Annotated in this window: 17 protein-coding genes; 15 read left to right on the forward strand and 2 right to left on the reverse strand. The window is 63.0% G+C overall.

The window, feature by feature from the left end:
- Positions 1-9 precede the first annotated feature (9 nt).
- On the forward strand, positions 10-1,164 hold the full coding sequence (locus ALFI_RS06920; RefSeq protein WP_014775297.1) for a FimB/Mfa2 family fimbrial subunit: 1,155 nt from the start codon (positions 10-12) through the stop codon (positions 1,162-1,164).
- 17 nt (positions 1,165-1,181) lie between these two features.
- The gene (locus ALFI_RS06925; protein WP_014775298.1) at positions 1,182-4,313 is read left to right on the forward strand and encodes a DUF4906 domain-containing protein; all 3,132 of its coding nucleotides are present in this window, start codon (positions 1,182-1,184) and stop codon (positions 4,311-4,313) included.
- A gap of 43 nt (positions 4,314-4,356) precedes the next feature.
- Here the strand turns inward: ALFI_RS06925 and ALFI_RS06930 are convergent, their stop codons facing one another.
- Complete coding sequence (locus ALFI_RS06930) at positions 4,357-5,340, reverse strand: magnesium transporter CorA family protein (protein WP_009599088.1); 984 nt, start codon at positions 5,338-5,340, stop codon at positions 4,357-4,359.
- 69 nt (positions 5,341-5,409) lie between these two features.
- Positions 5,410-6,183 carry a menaquinone biosynthetic enzyme MqnA/MqnD family protein gene (locus tag ALFI_RS06935; RefSeq protein WP_042493398.1) on the reverse strand — a complete coding sequence of 258 codons (774 nt, stop codon included), beginning with the start codon at positions 6,181-6,183 and terminating at the stop codon, positions 5,410-5,412.
- A gap of 247 nt (positions 6,184-6,430) precedes the next feature.
- On the opposite strand from ALFI_RS06935, the gene ALFI_RS06940 reads away from it, so the two are divergent.
- The 13 genes from ALFI_RS06940 (at position 6,431) to ALFI_RS07000 (ending at position 18,453) form a co-directional block, all read left to right on the forward strand.
- Positions 6,431-6,835, forward strand: coding sequence for a hypothetical protein (locus tag ALFI_RS06940; RefSeq protein ID WP_014775300.1), 405 nt, complete (start codon positions 6,431-6,433; stop codon positions 6,833-6,835).
- A gap of 134 nt (positions 6,836-6,969) precedes the next feature.
- Positions 6,970-7,959, forward strand: a complete 990-nt coding sequence (locus ALFI_RS06945) for a hypothetical protein (protein ID WP_014775301.1) — start codon at positions 6,970-6,972, stop codon at positions 7,957-7,959.
- The gene (locus ALFI_RS06950) at positions 7,950-10,310 is read left to right on the forward strand and encodes a hypothetical protein (protein ID WP_014775302.1); all 2,361 of its coding nucleotides are present in this window, start codon (positions 7,950-7,952) and stop codon (positions 10,308-10,310) included. Before ALFI_RS06945 ends, ALFI_RS06950 begins: the two co-directional genes overlap by 10 nt.
- Positions 10,307-10,570: a hypothetical protein gene (locus ALFI_RS06955; RefSeq protein WP_014775303.1), complete on the forward strand. Its 264-nt coding sequence runs from the start codon at positions 10,307-10,309 to the stop codon at positions 10,568-10,570. Before ALFI_RS06950 ends, ALFI_RS06955 begins: the two co-directional genes overlap by 4 nt.
- Before the next feature lie 3 nt (positions 10,571-10,573).
- On the forward strand, positions 10,574-11,455 hold the full coding sequence (locus ALFI_RS06960; protein ID WP_014775304.1) for a Clp protease ClpP: 882 nt from the start codon (positions 10,574-10,576) through the stop codon (positions 11,453-11,455).
- Between the two features lie 66 nt (positions 11,456-11,521).
- On the forward strand, positions 11,522-12,499 hold the full coding sequence (locus ALFI_RS06965) for a hypothetical protein (protein WP_014775305.1): 978 nt from the start codon (positions 11,522-11,524) through the stop codon (positions 12,497-12,499).
- A gap of 2 nt (positions 12,500-12,501) precedes the next feature.
- Positions 12,502-12,999, forward strand: coding sequence for a hypothetical protein (locus ALFI_RS06970; RefSeq protein WP_014775306.1), 498 nt, complete (start codon positions 12,502-12,504; stop codon positions 12,997-12,999).
- Complete coding sequence (locus ALFI_RS06975; protein WP_014775307.1) at positions 12,996-14,228, forward strand: phage portal protein; 1,233 nt, start codon at positions 12,996-12,998, stop codon at positions 14,226-14,228. Before ALFI_RS06970 ends, ALFI_RS06975 begins: the two co-directional genes overlap by 4 nt.
- A 242-nt stretch (positions 14,229-14,470) precedes the next feature.
- Positions 14,471-14,944, forward strand: coding sequence for a DUF6712 family protein (locus tag ALFI_RS06980; protein ID WP_014775308.1), 474 nt, complete (start codon positions 14,471-14,473; stop codon positions 14,942-14,944).
- On the forward strand, positions 14,919-15,344 hold the full coding sequence (locus tag ALFI_RS06985) for a phage holin family protein (protein WP_014775309.1): 426 nt from the start codon (positions 14,919-14,921) through the stop codon (positions 15,342-15,344). The genes ALFI_RS06980 and ALFI_RS06985 overlap by 26 nt, the downstream gene beginning before the upstream one ends.
- Positions 15,337-15,738 carry a hypothetical protein gene (locus ALFI_RS06990; RefSeq protein WP_009599093.1) on the forward strand — a complete coding sequence of 134 codons (402 nt, stop codon included), beginning with the start codon at positions 15,337-15,339 and terminating at the stop codon, positions 15,736-15,738. Before ALFI_RS06985 ends, ALFI_RS06990 begins: the two co-directional genes overlap by 8 nt.
- 91 nt (positions 15,739-15,829) lie before the next feature.
- The gene (locus ALFI_RS06995) at positions 15,830-17,308 is read left to right on the forward strand and encodes a ComEC/Rec2 family competence protein (RefSeq protein ID WP_014775310.1); all 1,479 of its coding nucleotides are present in this window, start codon (positions 15,830-15,832) and stop codon (positions 17,306-17,308) included.
- Entirely contained in the window at positions 17,305-18,453 is a 1,149-nt protein-coding gene (locus tag ALFI_RS07000; RefSeq protein ID WP_009599133.1) for a THUMP-like domain-containing protein, read from the forward strand. The genes ALFI_RS06995 and ALFI_RS07000 overlap by 4 nt, the downstream gene beginning before the upstream one ends.
- Positions 18,454-18,526: the final 73 nt, after the last annotated feature.

The raw sequence follows: 18,526 nt of genomic DNA on the forward strand, positions 1-18,526 counted from the left end.
TTTACGCACATGTCACCGAACGGAATCATACGCATTTTCATCTGTCTCGCGACGCTCGCCGGCGCGACGCTCGTGTCGTGCCGCCGGACCGGACATGAAGAGCCGGTCCCCGGAACCGGCACGGAGCGGCCGGACGACGTGCGGGTAAGTTTCCGCATCGCGCTCGGCAGCACGAACGGCACGCGGGCGGGCGGAACGCCCGAAGGCTCGTACGACGACGGCACGCAGAGCGAATTCGAGAACGGGATCGACCTCGAAAACGGGAATTACAGATTCTTCTTTTTCGATGCGCAGAACCGATACCTCTCCGCGTTCCAGACGGTGGAGCTTATCCCCGACGGAAACGACTCCGACCGGTCGAAAACGTATGAAGTAGTCGGAAAAACGGACAAGATGCCGCCCGCGAATTTCAAGGTCGTCGCACTGGCGAACTGGCCCTCCTACCCCGAAAAAATGACGGCGGGAGAGACGACGATCGAGGAGCTTTGCACGGCGGAAAGCAGCCGTTACACGTTCTCCGCACCGTTCGTACTGTCCCGCGAACGGCTGATTCCGATGTACGGCGTAAAAAGCTGCGAGGAGATGACTTTCACACCGGGGATGCTCACCCATCTGGGGACCGTCCACCTGCTGCGCGCCATGGCCAAGGTAGAGGTGAGCTGCAAGACATCGGGCTGGACGCTCGAAAAGGTCGAACTGCTCCGGTACAATGCGACGGGATGCTGCGCTCCGAGTGGGGTCTACTCGCAGGACGACTATGTCAAGGGAAACTACGCCGGCGACTACACGGACGCCGTGCATCTGCCGGACGGCAGGAACGACGAGGCCCCGAAAACACGCGCATTCGACCGCACGGCGGACGGGCGCTTCATCGCCTACGTCCCCGAATACCGGAACGTCGCGGCAGGGACCGCGAACCGCAAAGCGGCCGACGCCGCCGAAATGCGGGTCCGATTCAAGGAGGCGCCCGGCAAGGAGTATGCCGTAGAATTCAAATACTACAACGCGCCGCCGGAAGGCAGCGCCGTCGGAGATCCGTTCGACATCCGGCGCAACTATTACTACAAATTCTCGATTTCGAAGACATCCGAACCGGATCTCGTCGTAGAGGTATTTCCCTACGAACTGGTCGAACTCGATCCCGGATTCGGACTGTTACCCTAAACAGACGACTGAAACGGATGAAAAGCAAAGCGATATATTACCTGCTGCTGGGCGGCATGCTGTTCGGATTCGGTTCCTGTATGCGCGACGACTTGGAAGCGGACGCGGGACCGATCGGCAAGGGCGAAAGCCGCGTATCGTTCGCCGTGACCTTTCAGGCCCTTTCGAACCTCTCCCTCGGAAAAACCCGCAGCCTCAATGGCGACGAGATCGCCGAAATCGAAGATATCTTCATCGCATGGTACAACGAAGACGGCTCGCTCGCGGGAAACGCCTACCGGACACGGGAGCAGATGAAGATTTCGGACCCCGACCGGGAAGGAAGCCCGTCAGAACAGACCACGCAGCGGGCCGAATTCACGTGCAACATTCCCTACGGACGTTACCGGATCTACGCCGTGGCCAACATGGGCGATCTCGCGGCAAGCACCCGATATGCTGAAAAAATCGCTCTGGAGGAGGATTTCAGGCGGATCGCCCCGGCATGGGAGACCGCCCCCGAACTGACGCGGAACAACGATCAGATGTCCGGCTACTTCACGGCCAACAAACCGGAATCCGGAGCGGTCCGGGGCGAAGCGCCGCTGCTGACGATCAATTCGGCCAAGCCGACGATCCACGCATGGCTGCGCCGTCTGGCATCGAAAGTCACGATATCGTTCGACACGAAGAATCTCTATGACAACGTCTATATCTACATCAAGTCCGCGCGCATACACAACATACCCCGGTCCTGCACGCTGCTGGACGCAAACGACGAACAGCGCATCAAGGACCCCGACAACGACGTATGGTTCGCCGGCGACACGATCGAATACGGTCAGGGAACCGATTTCAACCAGTGGCCGCGCCTGACAAAAGGCTCCAACCCCTTGGGAGGAACCGCCCAATCCAAGGAGCAGCTGCACGCCAACGACGCCCGGTCGCTCTTCTTCTACGAAAACATGCAGGGAAAGGGCAAGCTCAAATGGCAAGATGTGTCGGGCGACAACCAGCACATATCCTTCCTGGACGGCAACGACCCCGACGATCCGGGATACCGCGACGGCAAGCCCTGCGGCACCTATATCGAAGTGGAGGGTTTCTACATCTCGAACACCGCGGAGAACCCCGGAAAGGGCGCGATATTCTACCGGTTCATGCTCGGCAAGAATGCCGACGACGACTACAATGCGGAACGCAATTTCCACTACAAGCTCACGATGCGTTTCCAAGGCAGCGCGAACGACGTGGACTGGCATATCGACTATAATGAGGACCCCGGCATTTACGTCCCCAATCCCTATTACATCTCCTATCTGTACGACCACTCGATGATGCTTCCGGTGAAGATCAAAGGCAAACCCGTCGGAAATCTGAAAGCCGAGATCGTGGAGAACAACTGGGGCCCGTACCAAGCCGGCGACGAGTTCGAATACTACCCCGACGAAGTCTACTCCCTGAGCGGAAACCCGACCGCGGGCAATGTCACTACCGCAGACCCCGATAATCCGAAGATCAAGGACGGCCCGTGGAACGGATTTCTGTCGCTGGCCGCGACCCATATCAACTGGATCGGACGCGACAAATCTTTTTGGTGCGGCTACAACTACTTCTACTGGCTCCAGAAAGACTTCGGAACGGCCCTTTCGGGAGAAAGTCTGGAGGCGTACGGCGAAGCGCTGCTGCTTCCCCAAGAGAAAGGGCAGGCGCCCCGCGGATACCGGGAGTACGAGCTTTCGAAAAGCGGCACGATCGACGGAGGGAACAACGGCGACTACATCGTCACGATCGACGAGGCGAAAGAGAGGACCGTCCTGCAGATTCCGTGCTACACGCGGGCATTGCAGCTGGTGAGTACGACCGGATTTTCGGGCAACAACCCCTATTTTTCATACAGACGCTCGGCGAAGGTGAAACTGACCGTCCAGCTGGAGGGGCATCCCGAACCTACGGTGGACACCGTGACGATATTCCAAGTCCGCCGCATCATCAATCCCAAAGGCATTTACCGCCGTCACGACAACGACACACCGTTCAACGTGGTGCTCACACACCGTAAGAACGAGGCCGCCACACAATACCTTCCGTTCGAATCGGAGGGGCCGTGGGAGGCTGAAATCGAGACCGGCAGCGACTGGATCAGGATCAACGGCGTGCTCGGAGGCCGGGCCAAAGGAGCCACCGGGTCCGAAATCCGGTTCTCCTACCAGCCGGACGGCACCATCGGCGCGGATCAATGCAGGTACGGGATCATTCTGATACGTTACCACAACTACTCCTGCTACCACCGGATCTTCGTCCGTCAGGGCTACGCTCCCGCCCAAATCGCGGGCGATGCCAAATGGCACTGTTTCAATCTTTGCTACAACGACACGGAAGCGAAGTCGCCGTGCGAGGAGGGGTCGCTGTTCCGCTTCGGCAATTTCGACCAGCCCATCGACGCGACCAACAACGTGTTCGACAATTTCAAGGACCATGCGACGACCGAGTTCGATCTGGCTCCCTTGGAGTCGGGAAAAAAGGGGACATGGACCGAGGTCGCGGGAAAAACGCAGATCACGAACAAACCCCGCGCTTCGGCAGGATTCAGCGACCGCAAACAGACCATCAACGGCAATCCCAACTGCCATGTAGCCGAATACGAGGATTTCCACGCCCTGCAACTCAACTGCCAGTTCGCATACGGCGTGCTTTACGACGACGAATCCACCGAAACCTCTTTCGACGTGAAGGACATTTACAGCTACGCCTATTACAACGAAAGCAATAAGAACAAAGGCATGCGCGGATGTTTCGTCTACAACCCCAAAGGGAGTACGAATTCAGGCGGAGAGGGTGCGAACCTCTTCTTTCCAACCGGAGTCGCCGGATACGGCCGGCGTAAGAACTGCACGCAGGAGGGCGGCAAACGCGGCGTGCTGCGCTATGCCAACCGAGGTGCGCTCTACACCTCGTCGGACATTCATTACCGCCCGATGCTCTACACCGTTTACACCAATTTCGGAGCGATCTACTGGCTCAATAAACAGTCGGCTTCAGGAACTTCGGCGTGGGATATAAACGTCTCCACGTTCGACTTCAACAGTTTCAACAACAACGCATTTCTGGTGTCGGACTGGGGCGCCGGCGACGTAAGCGACGCCTGTTTCGTGCGGCTGGTGGAGTAACGGGAAAGAAAGGCCGGAGCGCGCCCGCAGAGCGGGCGTGTCTTCAGAGCCACTTCTTGTACTTGAAGTACCAGATGGTCAGCGCAGAACAGAAGATCATCAGACCGATGGCGAAGATATAGCCCAGCGGAATGTTCCAGCCGTTGGAGAGCGTCAGGGTCCAGTCCAGTTCGGGCATGAATTTGAAGTTCATGCCATAGATCGACGCGATGAGCGTCGCGGGCATGAAGATCACCGCCGCCACGGAGAAGATCTTGACGATCTCGTTCTGCTCAATGTTGATCAGACCCAGCGCGGCGTCCTGAATATAGTCCAGACGCTGGAAGCTGAAGTCGGCATGGTTGATCAGCGAGTTCACGTCCTTGATCATCAGCTGCAAGCGCGGATAGATGTCGTTCGGGAAACGTTCGGAGCGCAGGATACCCGACAGCACGCGCTGGCGGTCGAAGATATTTTCGCGCAGCGACATGGTGCTCTCCTGCAGAGCGCTGATGCGGTGCAGCACGGCCTTGTCGATCGAATCTTCGGAGTTGATGTCCTTCGAGAGCGCCGCGACCTGCTTGGCGATCAGCTCCACGAGGTCGGCGTCGAAGTCGATGCGCACCTCCAAGAGCGAAATGAAAAGGTGATAACCCGTCGAATAGTTGCGGTAGTTCATCTGCAGGCGCTTCTCCGTCTCGCGGAAAGTCCGGAATTCGGCACTGCGCACCGAAACCAGCACGCCCTCGTTCGAAATGATGAACGACACGGGTTCCACGATGAACGTGTCGCCCGTCGGCACGAAGAAATTGGAGTTGGAGATGATGGCATTCTCGTCTTCGGAGTATTTCGAAGTCGATTCGATCTCCTCGACCTGCTGTTTGGTCTGAAGGCTGATCTCCATGAAGTTCTCGACGGCCTTCTGCTCCTTGATCGTGGGCAGAAGCATGTCGATCCACAAAATGTCGTCGTAACCCAGCTCGTCGAAGAGCTTCGTGTCGGCATTGCGGATAATCTTGTTGTATTGCTTGAGGTAAATCGTAATCATAAAACGCTCTCCTTCTTAAAGTTCATAATCCTGTTCGGCAGAGAGGCGGACGACCGTCCGCTAAGCTCTTCAGCCGGGATTGGCCCTCGGAGACACCTTGATGCCGGAGTTCCAGAACTTTTGCAGCGCTTTATGCTTCTGATTGTCGAAAATATAGTCGATATTCTGCGTTAGGTAGCCGTACGCATCGTACGGTTTGCGGTCGAAGCCGTGTTCGAGGACGGCCTCGTACGTGTGTTCGATGCCGAAAGTCAGCGCATGCTGCAACCCTTCGGTCAGATCGGGATCGACACCCTTGCGGGCGATCCAGACGGCGAAAGCGAAGGGCAGACGCGTGGCTTTTTTCCACTCGGCGGCCAGATCGTACGAATAGGCGAAGCGGCCCTCGTAGTCGAAAACCTTGTCGCCGATCAGCAGGAAGGCGTCGCCCGGCAGGGCGCGGTCCAGCTGCGCGTAATCCTCCATCGTATAGTATTCGGGAGAGACCTTCCAGTGTTTGGCCAACAGATAGCCGGCCAGCTGCACCGAGGTCAGCGAATGGGCGTCGAGGAAGACCCGGCGCACCGTTTCGATCGGCTCGCCGCTCAGCAGGACGACCGTCCGCACGGGACCGGCGGCGCCGATGCAGTATTCGGTGACGATCTCGGCGTCGGCGAGCGACGGCACGGCGGCGGCAGGTACCAAGGCGATGTCGGCCTTGTGTTCGGCGAAATTCTTTGCGCAGACGGCGGGGGGAGACAACAGCAGTTCGGCACGCAGGTTACCTTCGTGCCCGATACCATAGATGAACGGTATCGTATTGAGATACGACACAGCCGCTATACGTGGAACTATGACCATCATCCATAAGGTATAAAACTGTTGGTTTCGATAAGGCAAAGGTAATCAAAAATCGGGAGTTTTTCCATAAAATTTAGAAAAAGTGCCCCGACCTCTTGACAAGGGGGTATCCGCCGATGTATATTTGCATCACAATTCACACCGCACGGTGCACCGTGCACGGGGTATCAACAACGGGACAAAATTCTTTGTCAGCTCCTTACGAATTGTTATTACCGTTTTTCAACAATCTTTCAAACACTTGTCAACAATGAATCGCACCCATCTCGAAGGTGCGGCGGAAGCGCTCGCGGCGCAGCAGGGTTACGCTTTCCACACGGGACCCGAAGACGGCATGGCCCACACCATGCGAAGCTACCCGGCGGCATGGCTCGCGCCCCTCGAACTGCACGCCGTCGAAGGACGCGGCCACGGCCGGGCGACGTACAACATGACGCTCCACCTGTTAAGCTCCGGCGCACGGCTCTCCCCCGCGGAGCGGCGCACTGCGCTGGCCCGGATGGAGGAGCAGCTGCTCGAAATCTTCGCGGCGCTTTCGCTCGACGAACGGGTTCTCGCCGTCGAAGGGCTTTCGGTCCGCCCCCGCGCCTTCGCACTCACGCCGCACGGCGAAATCTCGCAGACCGCCGCCGCGCGCATCGTAACCTTCTTCTGATTCGGAGCGCCCCGCCTCTTGCGGCGACACCGCCCCGGCCCGGCTCAGGGCACGGCACTGTCCGCACACGAGAAAGCCGCAAAAGGCGGCGGGGCGCGTCTCCGCCGTAACGACATCTCTCAAAACACGATCCAATGACATTCACACAAATTCCGCAACAGTACGCCCCGCTCGGCGGAGAGCTTCGCTACACGGTCACGGCCGCGGCGGCGGGGACGATCGACCTGCGCATCACCGACACCGGAAGTGCAGACCTGATCGGCGCAAGACGTTTCGCAGGAAGCGCGTCGGTCTCGTTCGACGCCGCGCCCTGCCTGCGCCGCGCCATCCGCTTCTCGCCCGTGACCGGGAGCACCGGATTCCACGTCGCCGAGGGCCGCTGCATCGCGGCGGTCGTCGAGGCCGGCATGACTCCGGCCGGAGAAACGGACCCAGCAAACGGTGAAAAAGCCGTCTCCCCGGAACGCACGTTCCTGCCCCGCCGCAACATCGTCGCGGCCCCCGCCCTACTAACGGCCATGCCCTCCGTCCGCACGATCTCGCCGGGCGAAAGCGACGAACTGACGCTGCTCTGCGACGAAGCCTGCACGATAACGGTCACGGCGCAGGCCGGGGACTCCGCAACCGCCGAGAGCTACCGCACGAAAAGCGGCGGAGTGCTCGTCTTCCGGCTCGACACCCGCGACTTTCCGGACGCCGAAACGCTGACCGTGGACGCCGGAAAATGCGGTTCGGTCTCCTACACGGTCGTCCCGACCGTTTCCGGCGGCCGCAGGCTCGCATGGCGCAGCAGTGCGGGCAGCATCGAGCATTACACCTTTCCGATCGAAAAATCGGTGACGGCTGAGACCGTAAAGGACCGGGCGTACGGGACCGACGGCCACCTCACGGCGGCGGCCCGCACCGAACGGCGGACCACGCTCGTATCGGCTTACGAGACGCGGGCCGTACTCGAAGCCCTCGGCGAGATCACGGCTTCGCCCGAAGTATGGCTGGCGGAGGGCGGGGGATATACGCCGGTCGACGTAACGACCCCAGCCGTCGTCGTACACCGCCACGCGGCGGTGAACTGTCTCGAAATCGAAATCCGCTCCAAGCGCAAAACCCGCATGCCATGGAACTGAATATCGACGGAAAGCCGTGCGACCTCGGATCGGAGCGGATCGCCGTGCCGGGATACGCCGCCGCGGCCCTCGCCGACGTCGAGGCCGCCCGCGAAGGCCGTTCGCTGACGCTGACCATCCCCGCAACGATGCGCAACGATGCGCTCGCCGGATTCGCCCGCGATCCGCATACCGCAGAACGGTTCAACGCAACGCTGCACACGGCGGAACTTACGGCCGAAGGTTCCGTGATGCTGAGCGGAACGGTGCGGATGTTGAGCGCATCGGACGAAGGATACCGGATAGAAATCCGCGACGGCGGAGCGGGCTGGGCGAAAAACGCCGCACGGCGGATGTTCAACGCCCTCGGCGTCGATTTCCGGGCGGCCCTGACTCCGGAGACGATCCTCGCAGGCTGGACGGACGATTCGCCCGTGAAGTTCTTCCCGATCCGCCGCGACGAATACCCGCAGCGCAACAGCCCGACGGACCTGCTCCCCGCCCAGCGGCTCCTGACGGTGGACGATTACCACCCGTTCCTGCATGTGGCGACGCTCGTCGAAACGATCTTCGGCGAAGCGGGGTACCGCATCGAAAGCAGATTCATGGAGTCGGAGCTGTTCCGGTCGCTCTACATGAGCGGCGCATACGCCTCGCGCGACACCGCGGCCCTCGCCGCCCGCATGGGCTTTTTCGCCCGGCGGCTGTCGTCCGCAACGGCGAAGGCCGATTATTCGGGCCGCGTGGCCGCCAACCCGAATACCGCGCTCAATTCCGTGGGAAACATCGTCGAGACGGCCACGCCTCAGACCCCCGACGCCGACGGGGAACCGGTTCCCGGCCTGAGCAACAACGGCGGCTGTTTCGGTTTCGACCGGGGCAATATCGTATTCACGCCCACGACCGAGGTGAGCGCGGGATTCGAGTATTACCTGAAGTACACCACCGACCACGTGATCCAGAGCCGCCAGCGGCTCAAAGGGTTCGATTCGGTCTACCTCGGCACGGGCGCCGACATGCGTTTCTCGCTGGCCAACCGTTACGAAGACCGCCGCGGCGGGATCGCGCAGAACCGCAGCTACACGGCGATCGTCTTCGACCACGCCGAAGGAAGGCAATACCGTCTGAGCTATACGAGGAACGGAACGGCGGACACGCTCTGGGCCGAATTCTCCGCCCGCACGGCGCAGGTCGTCACGCCCGCGGCAGGAAGCGTGGCGAATCCCGTGCTGCTGGTCGGCAGCGGCTCCCGCTGGGAGCCGTACGCCGGAGATTGGGCGCTGTACGACGGGTATATCGCCGAGCGGGGAGAGACCACCGTCGAACTGCGGGTGCGCACCGCCGCCGAGCGGCTCTCGCCCTCGTCACCCAAATATTTCAACCGGATTTACTTCCACGGGGCCGAGGAGGGCATGTCGCTCACCCTGCACAAGGAATGTTCGCTCCAGCCGCGTTTCTCGTCGGCGCCCGGATACGGGTCGGCGATCACGTTCGCCGACGTGGCCCGGCACCGGATCCGGCAGTCGGAACTGCTCGAAGCGCTGCAACACCTCTTCAACCTGCGCTTCCACACCGAGCAGGCGACAAGAACCGTCCGGATCGAACCGGCGGACGATTTCTTCGCTGCAGGTCCCGCGGCCGACTGGCGGGCGAAAACCGACTTCTCGCAGCCCGTGGTGCTGGCGGACATCGCCCCCGAAGTCCACGAACGCCGCACATGGCGCTATCTGGCGGGCGACGGAGCCGTGGCCCGTTTCGACGCCGAGGCTGAAAGCCCCTTCGGCCAATGGAGCGTCACGACGGGCTCCCGTGCGGCCAAGGAGGGCGAAAAGACGCTGGCCAATCCGCTGTTCTGCCCCACGATCAGCACCGCGGGAGGTTACTCCGACGCCTCTTCGGCCGTAATCATGCAGGTCGGAGACCGCGACGACGTACAGGAGGACGGCACCAACTTCACGCCGCGCATCGTACGCTTCGCGGGCATGCACCCCCTGCCCGACGGCGAGCGGTGGGGATTTCCGTCGGGGCAGGCGGAATATCCCCTCGCGGCGTTCCATTTCGCGGGGGACGGCGCGGCGGCAGGATTCACGCTCTGCTTCGAGGACCGCGACGGCGTGCGGGGCCTGCACCGTTATTATGACCTGCAAACGGGCCGAGAGTCCGCAGGCCGGCGCATCACCCTCTCGCTGCGGCTCGCGCCCCACGAATTCGAAAGCCTTTTCACGCCCGGAACGGGAGCGCCCGACCTGCGTTCGGCGTTCCTGCTCGACACGGGCGAAGGGACGGTCCGCGCAGCGCTCCGTGCCGTGGAAGATTACGACCCGCAGGCGGCCTCCGTCCGCTGCACCTTCACCCAACTCCCCGACGCATGACAACCCGCCACAAAAAACGACTGGCCGCGATCCTGCTGCGGGAACTCGGCGGGCTGGAGGGCGAACGGGCCGTCGAACGGCTGTTCGAACTGGGACTGGTCAACCTGCGGGTCTGCGAACAGCGGGCCGTACGCAACGAAATCGAACGGCTGGGCGCAGAGGGCGTGCCGCGGTGCGAAGCCATGCACGCCACGGCCGAACTGTTCTGCTGCTCCTACGAAAAAATCCGCAGCTACTATTACAACTCGTACAAATCCTGAAACATGAAATCGGAAATTCAAATCGACAACAACGCCGGCGTCTGCCAAATCGACATCGAGGGCACGATCGGCGTGCCCGAAGAGTGGCAGTTCGACCGGCCCGAAGCGCGCGTGGCGACCTACGAAAAGTTCCGCGACGCCGTGCGCCGCATCGCCGAAATCGACGCGTCCGAAGTGGTGGTCAACATCCGCTCGACGGGCGGTGACGTGAACGACGCGCTGCTGATCCACGATGCGCTCACGGCGCTCGGCGCACACATCACGACCCGCTGCTACGGGTACACAGCCTCGGCGGCGACGATCATCGCGCAGGCCGCGTCGCCCGGCTGCCGCGAAATATCGGCCAACGCCCTCTACCTGATACACACGGCCGTCTGCGCCACCGAAGGCAACGCCGCCGAGCTGAACGGCAAACTCGACCTGCTGCGCCAGACCGACGCGCGCATCGCCGCAGTCTATGCCGCCCGTTCGGGACGCCCGGCGGCCGAGTTCGAAACCCTGATGGCAGAAAACAACGGCAACGGCCGCTGGCTGTCGCCCGAAGAGACCGTCGCGGCCGGTCTGGCCGACGTCGTGACCGATGCGGCGGGGCATCCCGCCCCCTCGCTGACGCGAAACATCGCCCGCGGCTGGGAACGCCTGCTCATCCGCATCGGTCTCAGCGCCGGAGAGCAGCTGCCCGCGGACCGGGACCGCAACGTCCTCCACACCGAAGGAGAAGAGCGGGAGCTGCTCCGCCGCTCCGCCGCCGCGGTGCGTCAGGCGCAGCAGCGGGTCGTCCCCACGCAAACCCGGCCCCGCGAGGATCCCTCCTACGGCGACCTCGTGCGGACAGCCAACCAACGCGCCTACTCCGAAGACGCGAAACGTCTGCGCAACATGTAAAACCGGGAGAGTCCCACAGAAAAAGGCTCCCCGACCATTCGAACAACCACCAAAATCATTTCAACCATGAGTTTCTTAGAAAACGCCAAGCAGTACACCGGTTCCGACCTCGAAAACATCTTCTTCCGTCCCATCCTGAGCGGCCCTTCGGCCGGCGAACTGGGCGTGAGGGTCCTCTACAACATGCCCGTCCCGACGACCATCCAGCTCTGGGAAGGGCAACGCAACGTCCTCCAGAAGTACACCGCCGCAGGGTGGTCCGGGGGCAGCGCCGCCAACAAACTGCAGAAAACCATCGCTCTGAGCCGCGTGAAGGCCGAGCTGGGATTCTCGGCCGCCGACTACTTCTCGCTGGTATACGAGAAAATCGCGGCGCGCGCCGACGTCAATATGGACGACCTGACGGGCAGCGAGCTGGAGCAGGCCGAAACCTCGCTCTTCAAGCAGGCCATCGCCGAGGGAATCCGCGCCACGATGTGGGTCGGCGACACGACGGCCGCTTCGGGCTTCAACACCTTCGACGGCTTCCTCAAAAGCGTCAAGGCAGGCGCCGAGCAGGAGCGGTTCCACAATTCGGTCTACGAAGCCGCCGACTTCACCAATCCCGAAAAGATCGTCGCGATCCTCGACGACCTCTGGCAGAACGCCGACGAACGTATCAAGGACCGCAAAGCCGAAGGCCAGCTCGCCTTCTTCGTCACCTCGGATCTCTACTACGCCTACGAAAAGTACCTCGACAGCAAGGGCGCCGACGCGGCCTACGCCGAAAGCACCAACGGCCGTCAGGGACTGGCCTACCACGGCATCCCGCTCGTCGACGTCCGTCTGGGGGCCTATCTGTCCGACACCTCGCTCCACAAGTCGTTCTGCCTGCTGACCGACCGCCGCAATCTCGTACTGGCCGTCAACACGTCCGACTTTCCGGGCAACGAAGTGCGCATGTGGTACAACCCCGACCTGATGGAGAACCGCCAGCGCGCCGTCTTCATGGCCGGATGCGACGTGATCGACGAGACGATGCTCTCTTACGCATTCCGGGTATAGCGATGACAGCGTCCACACCCCGCAAACCCGCCGGCGGCATCACGGCCGCCGCGATCACCCCCGCAGGAAATCTCCTGCGGGCGGCGCTGGGGGCCGACGGGCGCGCCGAAGCGGTATTCCGCGACGGGACGCTGCTCACGCGGCTGCCGCTCGCCGAACAACGCTCCTCCTATACCGAGCTGAGCGACACCCAAGCCGGACCGCAGCGCGTGCGTCATACGCTGAAGCTCGTCGTCAGCCGCGAAGCGGCCCGCACGCTTTTCGGCCCGGCATTCCGTCGCACGGCCGCGACCGAGGGGCTGATCGCAACCGTCACGGCCGCATCGGGCGAACGGCTGCTGATCGGCTGGTCGGCCCGGCTGGGGAGAGAACAACCCCTGCGGCTCGGCTCGGTGAGCAACGAATCGGGCGTAAAACCCCTCGACGGCACGCCGGTCGTCGTGACCCTCACCTGCGAGGACACCGACCCGGCCCCGGAACTCAAACAACAGGAACCATGAGCAAAAAGCACAAAATCAAACCGGCCGTCGCGGTGAACAACCGCACGGTCGATCCCTACATCACGCTCGGCGCGGGACGTGTCGAAAACGACGCGTTCTGGCGCTGGGGCGACGACAACCTCTTTCCCAACGCGCTGGCGCTGATGGCACGCCGTTCGGTGACCCACCGCCGCATCATCAACGACAAGGCCGACTACATTTCGGGCAAGGGCTTCACGTGCGACGAGGTGCAGCAGCCCCGGCTCGCGGCCTTCCTGCGCCACGTAAACGGCGACGGGGAGAGCCTGCGGCAGGTGCTCAACAAGCTGGCGTTCGACAAGGCGCTCTTCGGCAACGCATTTCTCGAAGCGGTGACCGACGCCGGGCATACGTTCCTTTCGCTGCACCATCAGGACGCCTCGCGCTGCCGGCTGGCCCGCGACTCGGCCCACGTTCTGCTCCACCACGACTGGACGGCATTCAAAGCGGCCGAAGCGCGGACCCTGCCCCTCTACCCGGCATTCGAAGAGCAGTCCGACGGCACGCTGCGCGCCGTGATCCACTACAAGGACTACGAACCGACGTTCGAACATTACGGCGTGCCGCCCTACATCGCGGGGTTCAACGTCTCGGCCATCGCCTACAAGACCGACAAGTGGAATATCTCGCGGCTCGACAACTCGTTCCAGCTCTCCGGCGTGATGATGCTCGACAGTACGGTGGACAGCGAAGCCGAAGCCGAACGCATCGTACGGCTGGCCGAGCAGAAATTCGCGGGCAACCCCGGACAGGTGATGTTCGTCATCCGCGACGGCGGCGAGCAGAACGACAATTCGCGTTTTATTCCGATCGCATCGCAGAACGAGGGCGACTGGCAGGCGCTGCACGAGCAGGCCGTGTCGGACATCGTCGTGGCCCACTCGTGGTTCCGGACCCTGAGCGGACTGGAATATGCTTCGGGATTCAGCGCCGAACGCATCCTGCACGAGTACGAAGTGGCCCTCAACACGGTCATCCTCGGCGAGCAGGCCGAACTGACCGAGCCGATCCGCCAGCTCCTGACATCCGTATCGGGATTCGACACGTCGTCGCTGCAAATCGTAAACCGTCCGCCGACACGCTCCAAGCCGATCTACATGAAGGTCTGGGAGGCCCGCAAGGCCGACGGACTGGAGTATGATCCCGACGACGAGCGCCAGCAGGCGTTTCTGTCCGAGATCACGAAGTATAATATCAGGAGCATAGAATAAGACCTGATTCTCCGGGTGCTTTCGAAACTTTCTGTTCGCCGCCTTCGGCGTCGTTTACAAGTCCGACCCGCCCCTGAATCCCCGCCCGGCGGGGAGTTGCCGCACGCGGCCAAGACGACGCAAAGGTTGTCTTGCTTTTCCCGCTCCAGCACGCTGTTGTCGCGTTTGTAGTTATGACGCCCCCGCGGGAACTTCCGCACCGCTTTCAGCGATATTCGAAAATCATTTCAATTACAACAACCATGAACACACTTATCACCCCCGCGCAGGCCGTCGCGCTGGCCTTCGCCGACGGGGAGTATCTCGCACCGGAGAGCGTCACGCAGAGCGACATCGCCGCGGCCGAACAGCGCTACCTCGTCCCGGTCATCGGGCGGCTGCTGTACGAGAAGCTTCTCTCAGGCTCGCACGCCGGCTTCACGACCGAATATCTTGCGGCTCCGGCGGCGCTTTTCACGCGCATCGCCCTCCAGCCGCGGCTCGACGTCCGCACCGGGCAGTGCGGCACCGTCGCGCCCAAATCCGCCGCCTACCAGCCCGCAGGCACGCAGGCCCTGCGCGAGCTGCAACGGAGCCTGCGCCGTCAGGCCCGGACGCTGCTGCGCCGCGCCGCCGAACACCTCGAAACGCACGCCGCCGAATTTCCGGAATACGACCCGCACAAGAACATCCTCAACCGCTGTACGACCGATGGAAACTTTGTACAGACTCGTTAGCGGTGCGGCGGCGGGGATCGCCGCCCTGTTCGCCCCGATCGGGCCGCTCGTGGCCTGCGCCGTGGTCTTCATCGGCATCGACTTCCTGTCAGGCGTCGCCGCCAGCCGCGCGGCGGCCCGCCGCGAAGGCCGCGCATGGTATTTCGAGAGCCGCGAAGCATGGCGCACGGTCCTCAAGCTGGCCCTTGCCATTACAGCAATCGCCATGGCGTGGCTGATCGACAGCTGCATCCTCGACTTCATGGAGCTGAACGTCGCGCGGCTCTTCACGGGCTTCACGTGCGGCGTGGAGCTGTGGTCGTTCCTCGAAAACGCGTCGCAGCTCTCCGACGCCCCGCTGTTCCGCTGGCTGCGCCGCTACGTACGCCGCCGCATCCGGAGAGAGACGGGCGATGAGTAGGGGGCTGAGCAACCGGAACCCCGGCAATATCCGGCAGTCGGCGGTCCGCTACAAAGGCGAGGTGCGGCCCTCGCGCGATCCGGCGTTCAAGCAGTTCGAATCCATGCCGTGGGGGTACCGGGCGATCTTCGTCCTCTTGGACACCTACCGCATCCGCCACGGTCTGGATACCATACGCGGCATGATCTCGCGCTGGGCCCCGCCTTCGGAGAACCGCACGGAAATCTACATCCGCGCAGTCGCCGACGCCGTGGGCATTGCCGACGACCGTCCGGTCGACACCCGCGACCGGACAACGATGCTCCGCATGGCGGCGGCCATTTCGCGGGTGGAAAACGGCACGGCGGCCGATATGGACGACGTGGAGCGGGGTTGGGAGCTATTTCGCCAATAGCAGCGGAGAGTCCCGCCCGATCCGGCGTCCGCATGAAAACCTTTTGCCTGAACAGCACACAAAACAGCCCTCTTTTGTTATATTTGCAGGTATGAAACCCGAATTCCTGCTTGCCAAACTCGACCGTATGCCGATGCTGAAAGCCGTCGTGCCGTTTGCGGCCGGGATTCTCGCCGCCGACCGTTTCGCACTGCCCCTGTGGTTTCTCGCAGGGGCCTTTTTGCTCTCCGGCGTCTCGGCGCTGCTTCTCCGGTCGCCGCTCTGCACCCTCGCCATGCTCTTCACGGCGGGATTCGGCGCGGCACAGCTCCGCGATACCGGACGCACGGTACCTTACGGGGTATACACGGCCTATGAACTCTCCGTCGAGGGCATCCCCGCCGACCGGGGCCGCTATGCTTCCGCCGAAGCGACCGTCACGGCGTGGCGCGACCCGGCCGACGGCACGTGGCACCCCGCAGGCGACCGGGTGACGCTCCATGCCGACAGCCTAACGGCCCTGCATCCGGGCGAGCGTCTCCGCTGCCGGGGCACGGTCCGGCCGCTGCGCGGCGGCGCGGAGAGTTACCGCCGCCTGATGACGCGGCGGGGATTCGCGGGAACGATATGGCTGTCGGAGCGAACCATACTCGAACGATTGCCCGCCCGCAATACGGCCCTGCATCTGCATGCCGCCGAACGAATGGGCCGTCTGAGAATCCCCGGCGACGCGGGTGCCGTCTGCCGCGCCATGACGGCGGGCGACCGGAGCGGCATCACGCCCGAACTGCGCGCGGCCTATTCGCGCAGCGGACTGTCGCACCTGCTGGCCGTATCGGGACTGCACACGGGCATCGTCTTCGCACTGGTCAATCTGCTGTTGTGGTGGCTGCCGCTGCTGCGCAGGGGCCATCTGCTGCGCAACCTGCTGGCGGCGGCCTGCATCTGGATTTACGTCGCCGCGGCGGGATTTCCGCCCAGCGCCGTGAGGGCGGCGGTGATGTTCACGATGCTCCAGTCCGCCCTCGCCTCCGCGTCGGAATACAACGGACTGAACGCCCTCGCCGCAGCCGCCTTCGGCATGCTGTTGTGGAATCCCGCATGGCTCGGAGACATCAGCTTCCAGCTCTCGTTTGCGGCCGTTGCGGCGATCCTCGCATGGGGCGTACCCCTCTGCCGCCGGCTCCGCACCCGGCGGCGGGCGCTGAACCCGATTACCGACGCGCTGGCGGTCAGCTTGGCGGCGACGCTGGCCACGGCGCCCCTCGTATCGCATACGTTCGGCATCGTGCCGCTGGCGGGAGTCGTCGTCAACCCGGCGGCGATCCTGCTCGGAAGCGTCGTGGTGCTGGCCGGCGCGCTCTGGATGCTGCTGCCGTTCGGATGGGCGGCCCCGGCATTCGAATGCGTGCTATCGCACACGGCCGAAGGACTCAACGCGCTGGCGCGCGTCACGGCGGATCTGTCCTGCGCAGCGGCGGAATACGCCCTCGGCGGAGGGGCGACGGCGGCCGTTTACCTCTTTTTCGCGCTCGCAACGGCTGCCGCATGGTCCGCCGAACCGAAAAAAAGCGTACATTTGCCCGCATGATGACCCCCGAAGAATACGAACTGCTGCTTACGGACGAAGTGCAGCGGGCCATTGCCGTCTCCCGCGGCCGCGATCCGCTGGACGTGGCCCTCGACCGCACCGTGCCCCACGCGCGGCTGGTCGCCACGCAGGTCAAATACCTCGCGCGGGCGGCATCGAAACTGCCGTCGTATGCCGCCGCGCAGTGCATACTCCCGCCGCTGGCCTTCGAGCAGGCGTCGAGCGAGGCGTGTGCGGCGCACAAACGGATCGACGGCGACACGGCGCTGGACCTCACCTGCGGACTGGGCGTCGATGCGCTTTTCCTGAGCCGCCGTTTCCGGCGCGTGGTGACGCTCGAACGCAGCGAAACGCTGGCCCGTATCGCCGCCGAAAACTTCCGGCGGCTCCAAGCCGCCAACATAGAGGTCGTCCACACCTCGGCCGAGGAGTATCTGCAACGGCCCGGACTGCGCTTCGACTGGATTTTCGCCGACCCCGACCGCCGCTCGGCCGACGGCCGCAAGCTGGTGCGGCTCGAAGCGTGCTCGCCCGACGTCACCGCCCTGATGCCGCTTATCGCGCGCGCGTCAGGGCGTCTGTGCATCAAGAACTCGCCGCTGTTCGACGTGGACGAAGCCCTGCGGCTCTTTCCCGACAGCCGCGTGGAGGTCGTCTCGCTCGGCGACGAGTGCAAGGAGGTGCTCGTCTACGCCGACGGCACGGGTCCCGCCCTCACGGCGACGGCGCTCGGCCGCGGCAGTTTCACGGCCACCCCCGGCCAGACGCCGCCGCCCGCACCCGACACCTTCGACCCGTCGCGCTACCGCTGGCTGGTCGTGCCCGACGTCGCGCTGCAGAAGGCGCGGCTGGCGCGGCTCCACCTGCGCGGCAAGGCCGACATCTGGAGCGAAAACGGCTACGGATTCGCCGCCGAAGAGCCGCAGGAGGTAATCGGCAAGGTATTCGCAGTCGAAAGCATCGAACCGTACGACCCGCGGCGGCTGAAACGCAGCCTGAAAGGAGCCGGAGCCGAGCTGATGAAACGCGACTTCCCGTTCGGAGCCGAGGAGCTGGCCCGGCGGCTGGGCGTGCACGCGGGAGCCGACGTGCGGCTGGCCTTCACCAAAATCGGAAACGGATTTTGGGCGGTCCGGTTGAAATAGCTATATTTGCAGCATATCGGAATGCGCCCGGCGGCGTTCGGCGCGCAGTCCGTTTGCAGGAATCGTAACAGCC

The organism is Alistipes finegoldii DSM 17242, assembly GCF_000265365.1.
In the GTDB taxonomy this organism is placed as follows: domain Bacteria; phylum Bacteroidota; class Bacteroidia; order Bacteroidales; family Rikenellaceae; genus Alistipes; species Alistipes finegoldii.

Coding starts and splice junctions, on each gene's coding strand:
- ALFI_RS07000 (WP_009599133.1), top strand. CDS start 17,305: ATGATGACCCCCGAAGAATACGAACTGCTGCTTACGGACGAAGTGCAG.
- ALFI_RS06965 (WP_014775305.1), top strand. CDS start 11,522: ATGAGTTTCTTAGAAAACGCCAAGCAGTACACCGGTTCCGACCTCGAA.
- ALFI_RS06970 (WP_014775306.1), top strand. CDS start 12,502: ATGACAGCGTCCACACCCCGCAAACCCGCCGGCGGCATCACGGCCGCC.
- ALFI_RS06945 (WP_014775301.1), top strand. CDS start 6,970: ATGACATTCACACAAATTCCGCAACAGTACGCCCCGCTCGGCGGAGAG.
- ALFI_RS06990 (WP_009599093.1), top strand. CDS start 15,337: ATGAGTAGGGGGCTGAGCAACCGGAACCCCGGCAATATCCGGCAGTCG.
- ALFI_RS06925 (WP_014775298.1), top strand. CDS start 1,182: ATGAAAAGCAAAGCGATATATTACCTGCTGCTGGGCGGCATGCTGTTC.
- ALFI_RS06920 (WP_014775297.1), top strand. CDS start 10: ATGTCACCGAACGGAATCATACGCATTTTCATCTGTCTCGCGACGCTC.
- ALFI_RS06955 (WP_014775303.1), top strand. CDS start 10,307: ATGACAACCCGCCACAAAAAACGACTGGCCGCGATCCTGCTGCGGGAA.
- ALFI_RS06985 (WP_014775309.1), top strand. CDS start 14,919: ATGGAAACTTTGTACAGACTCGTTAGCGGTGCGGCGGCGGGGATCGCC.
- ALFI_RS06935 (WP_042493398.1), bottom strand. CDS start 6,183: ATGATGGTCATAGTTCCACGTATAGCGGCTGTGTCGTATCTCAATACG.
- ALFI_RS06950 (WP_014775302.1), top strand. CDS start 7,950: ATGGAACTGAATATCGACGGAAAGCCGTGCGACCTCGGATCGGAGCGG.
- ALFI_RS06995 (WP_014775310.1), top strand. CDS start 15,830: ATGAAACCCGAATTCCTGCTTGCCAAACTCGACCGTATGCCGATGCTG.
- ALFI_RS06930 (WP_009599088.1), bottom strand. CDS start 5,340: ATGATTACGATTTACCTCAAGCAATACAACAAGATTATCCGCAATGCC.
- ALFI_RS06960 (WP_014775304.1), top strand. CDS start 10,574: ATGAAATCGGAAATTCAAATCGACAACAACGCCGGCGTCTGCCAAATC.
- ALFI_RS06980 (WP_014775308.1), top strand. CDS start 14,471: ATGAACACACTTATCACCCCCGCGCAGGCCGTCGCGCTGGCCTTCGCC.
- ALFI_RS06940 (WP_014775300.1), top strand. CDS start 6,431: ATGAATCGCACCCATCTCGAAGGTGCGGCGGAAGCGCTCGCGGCGCAG.
- ALFI_RS06975 (WP_014775307.1), top strand. CDS start 12,996: ATGAGCAAAAAGCACAAAATCAAACCGGCCGTCGCGGTGAACAACCGC.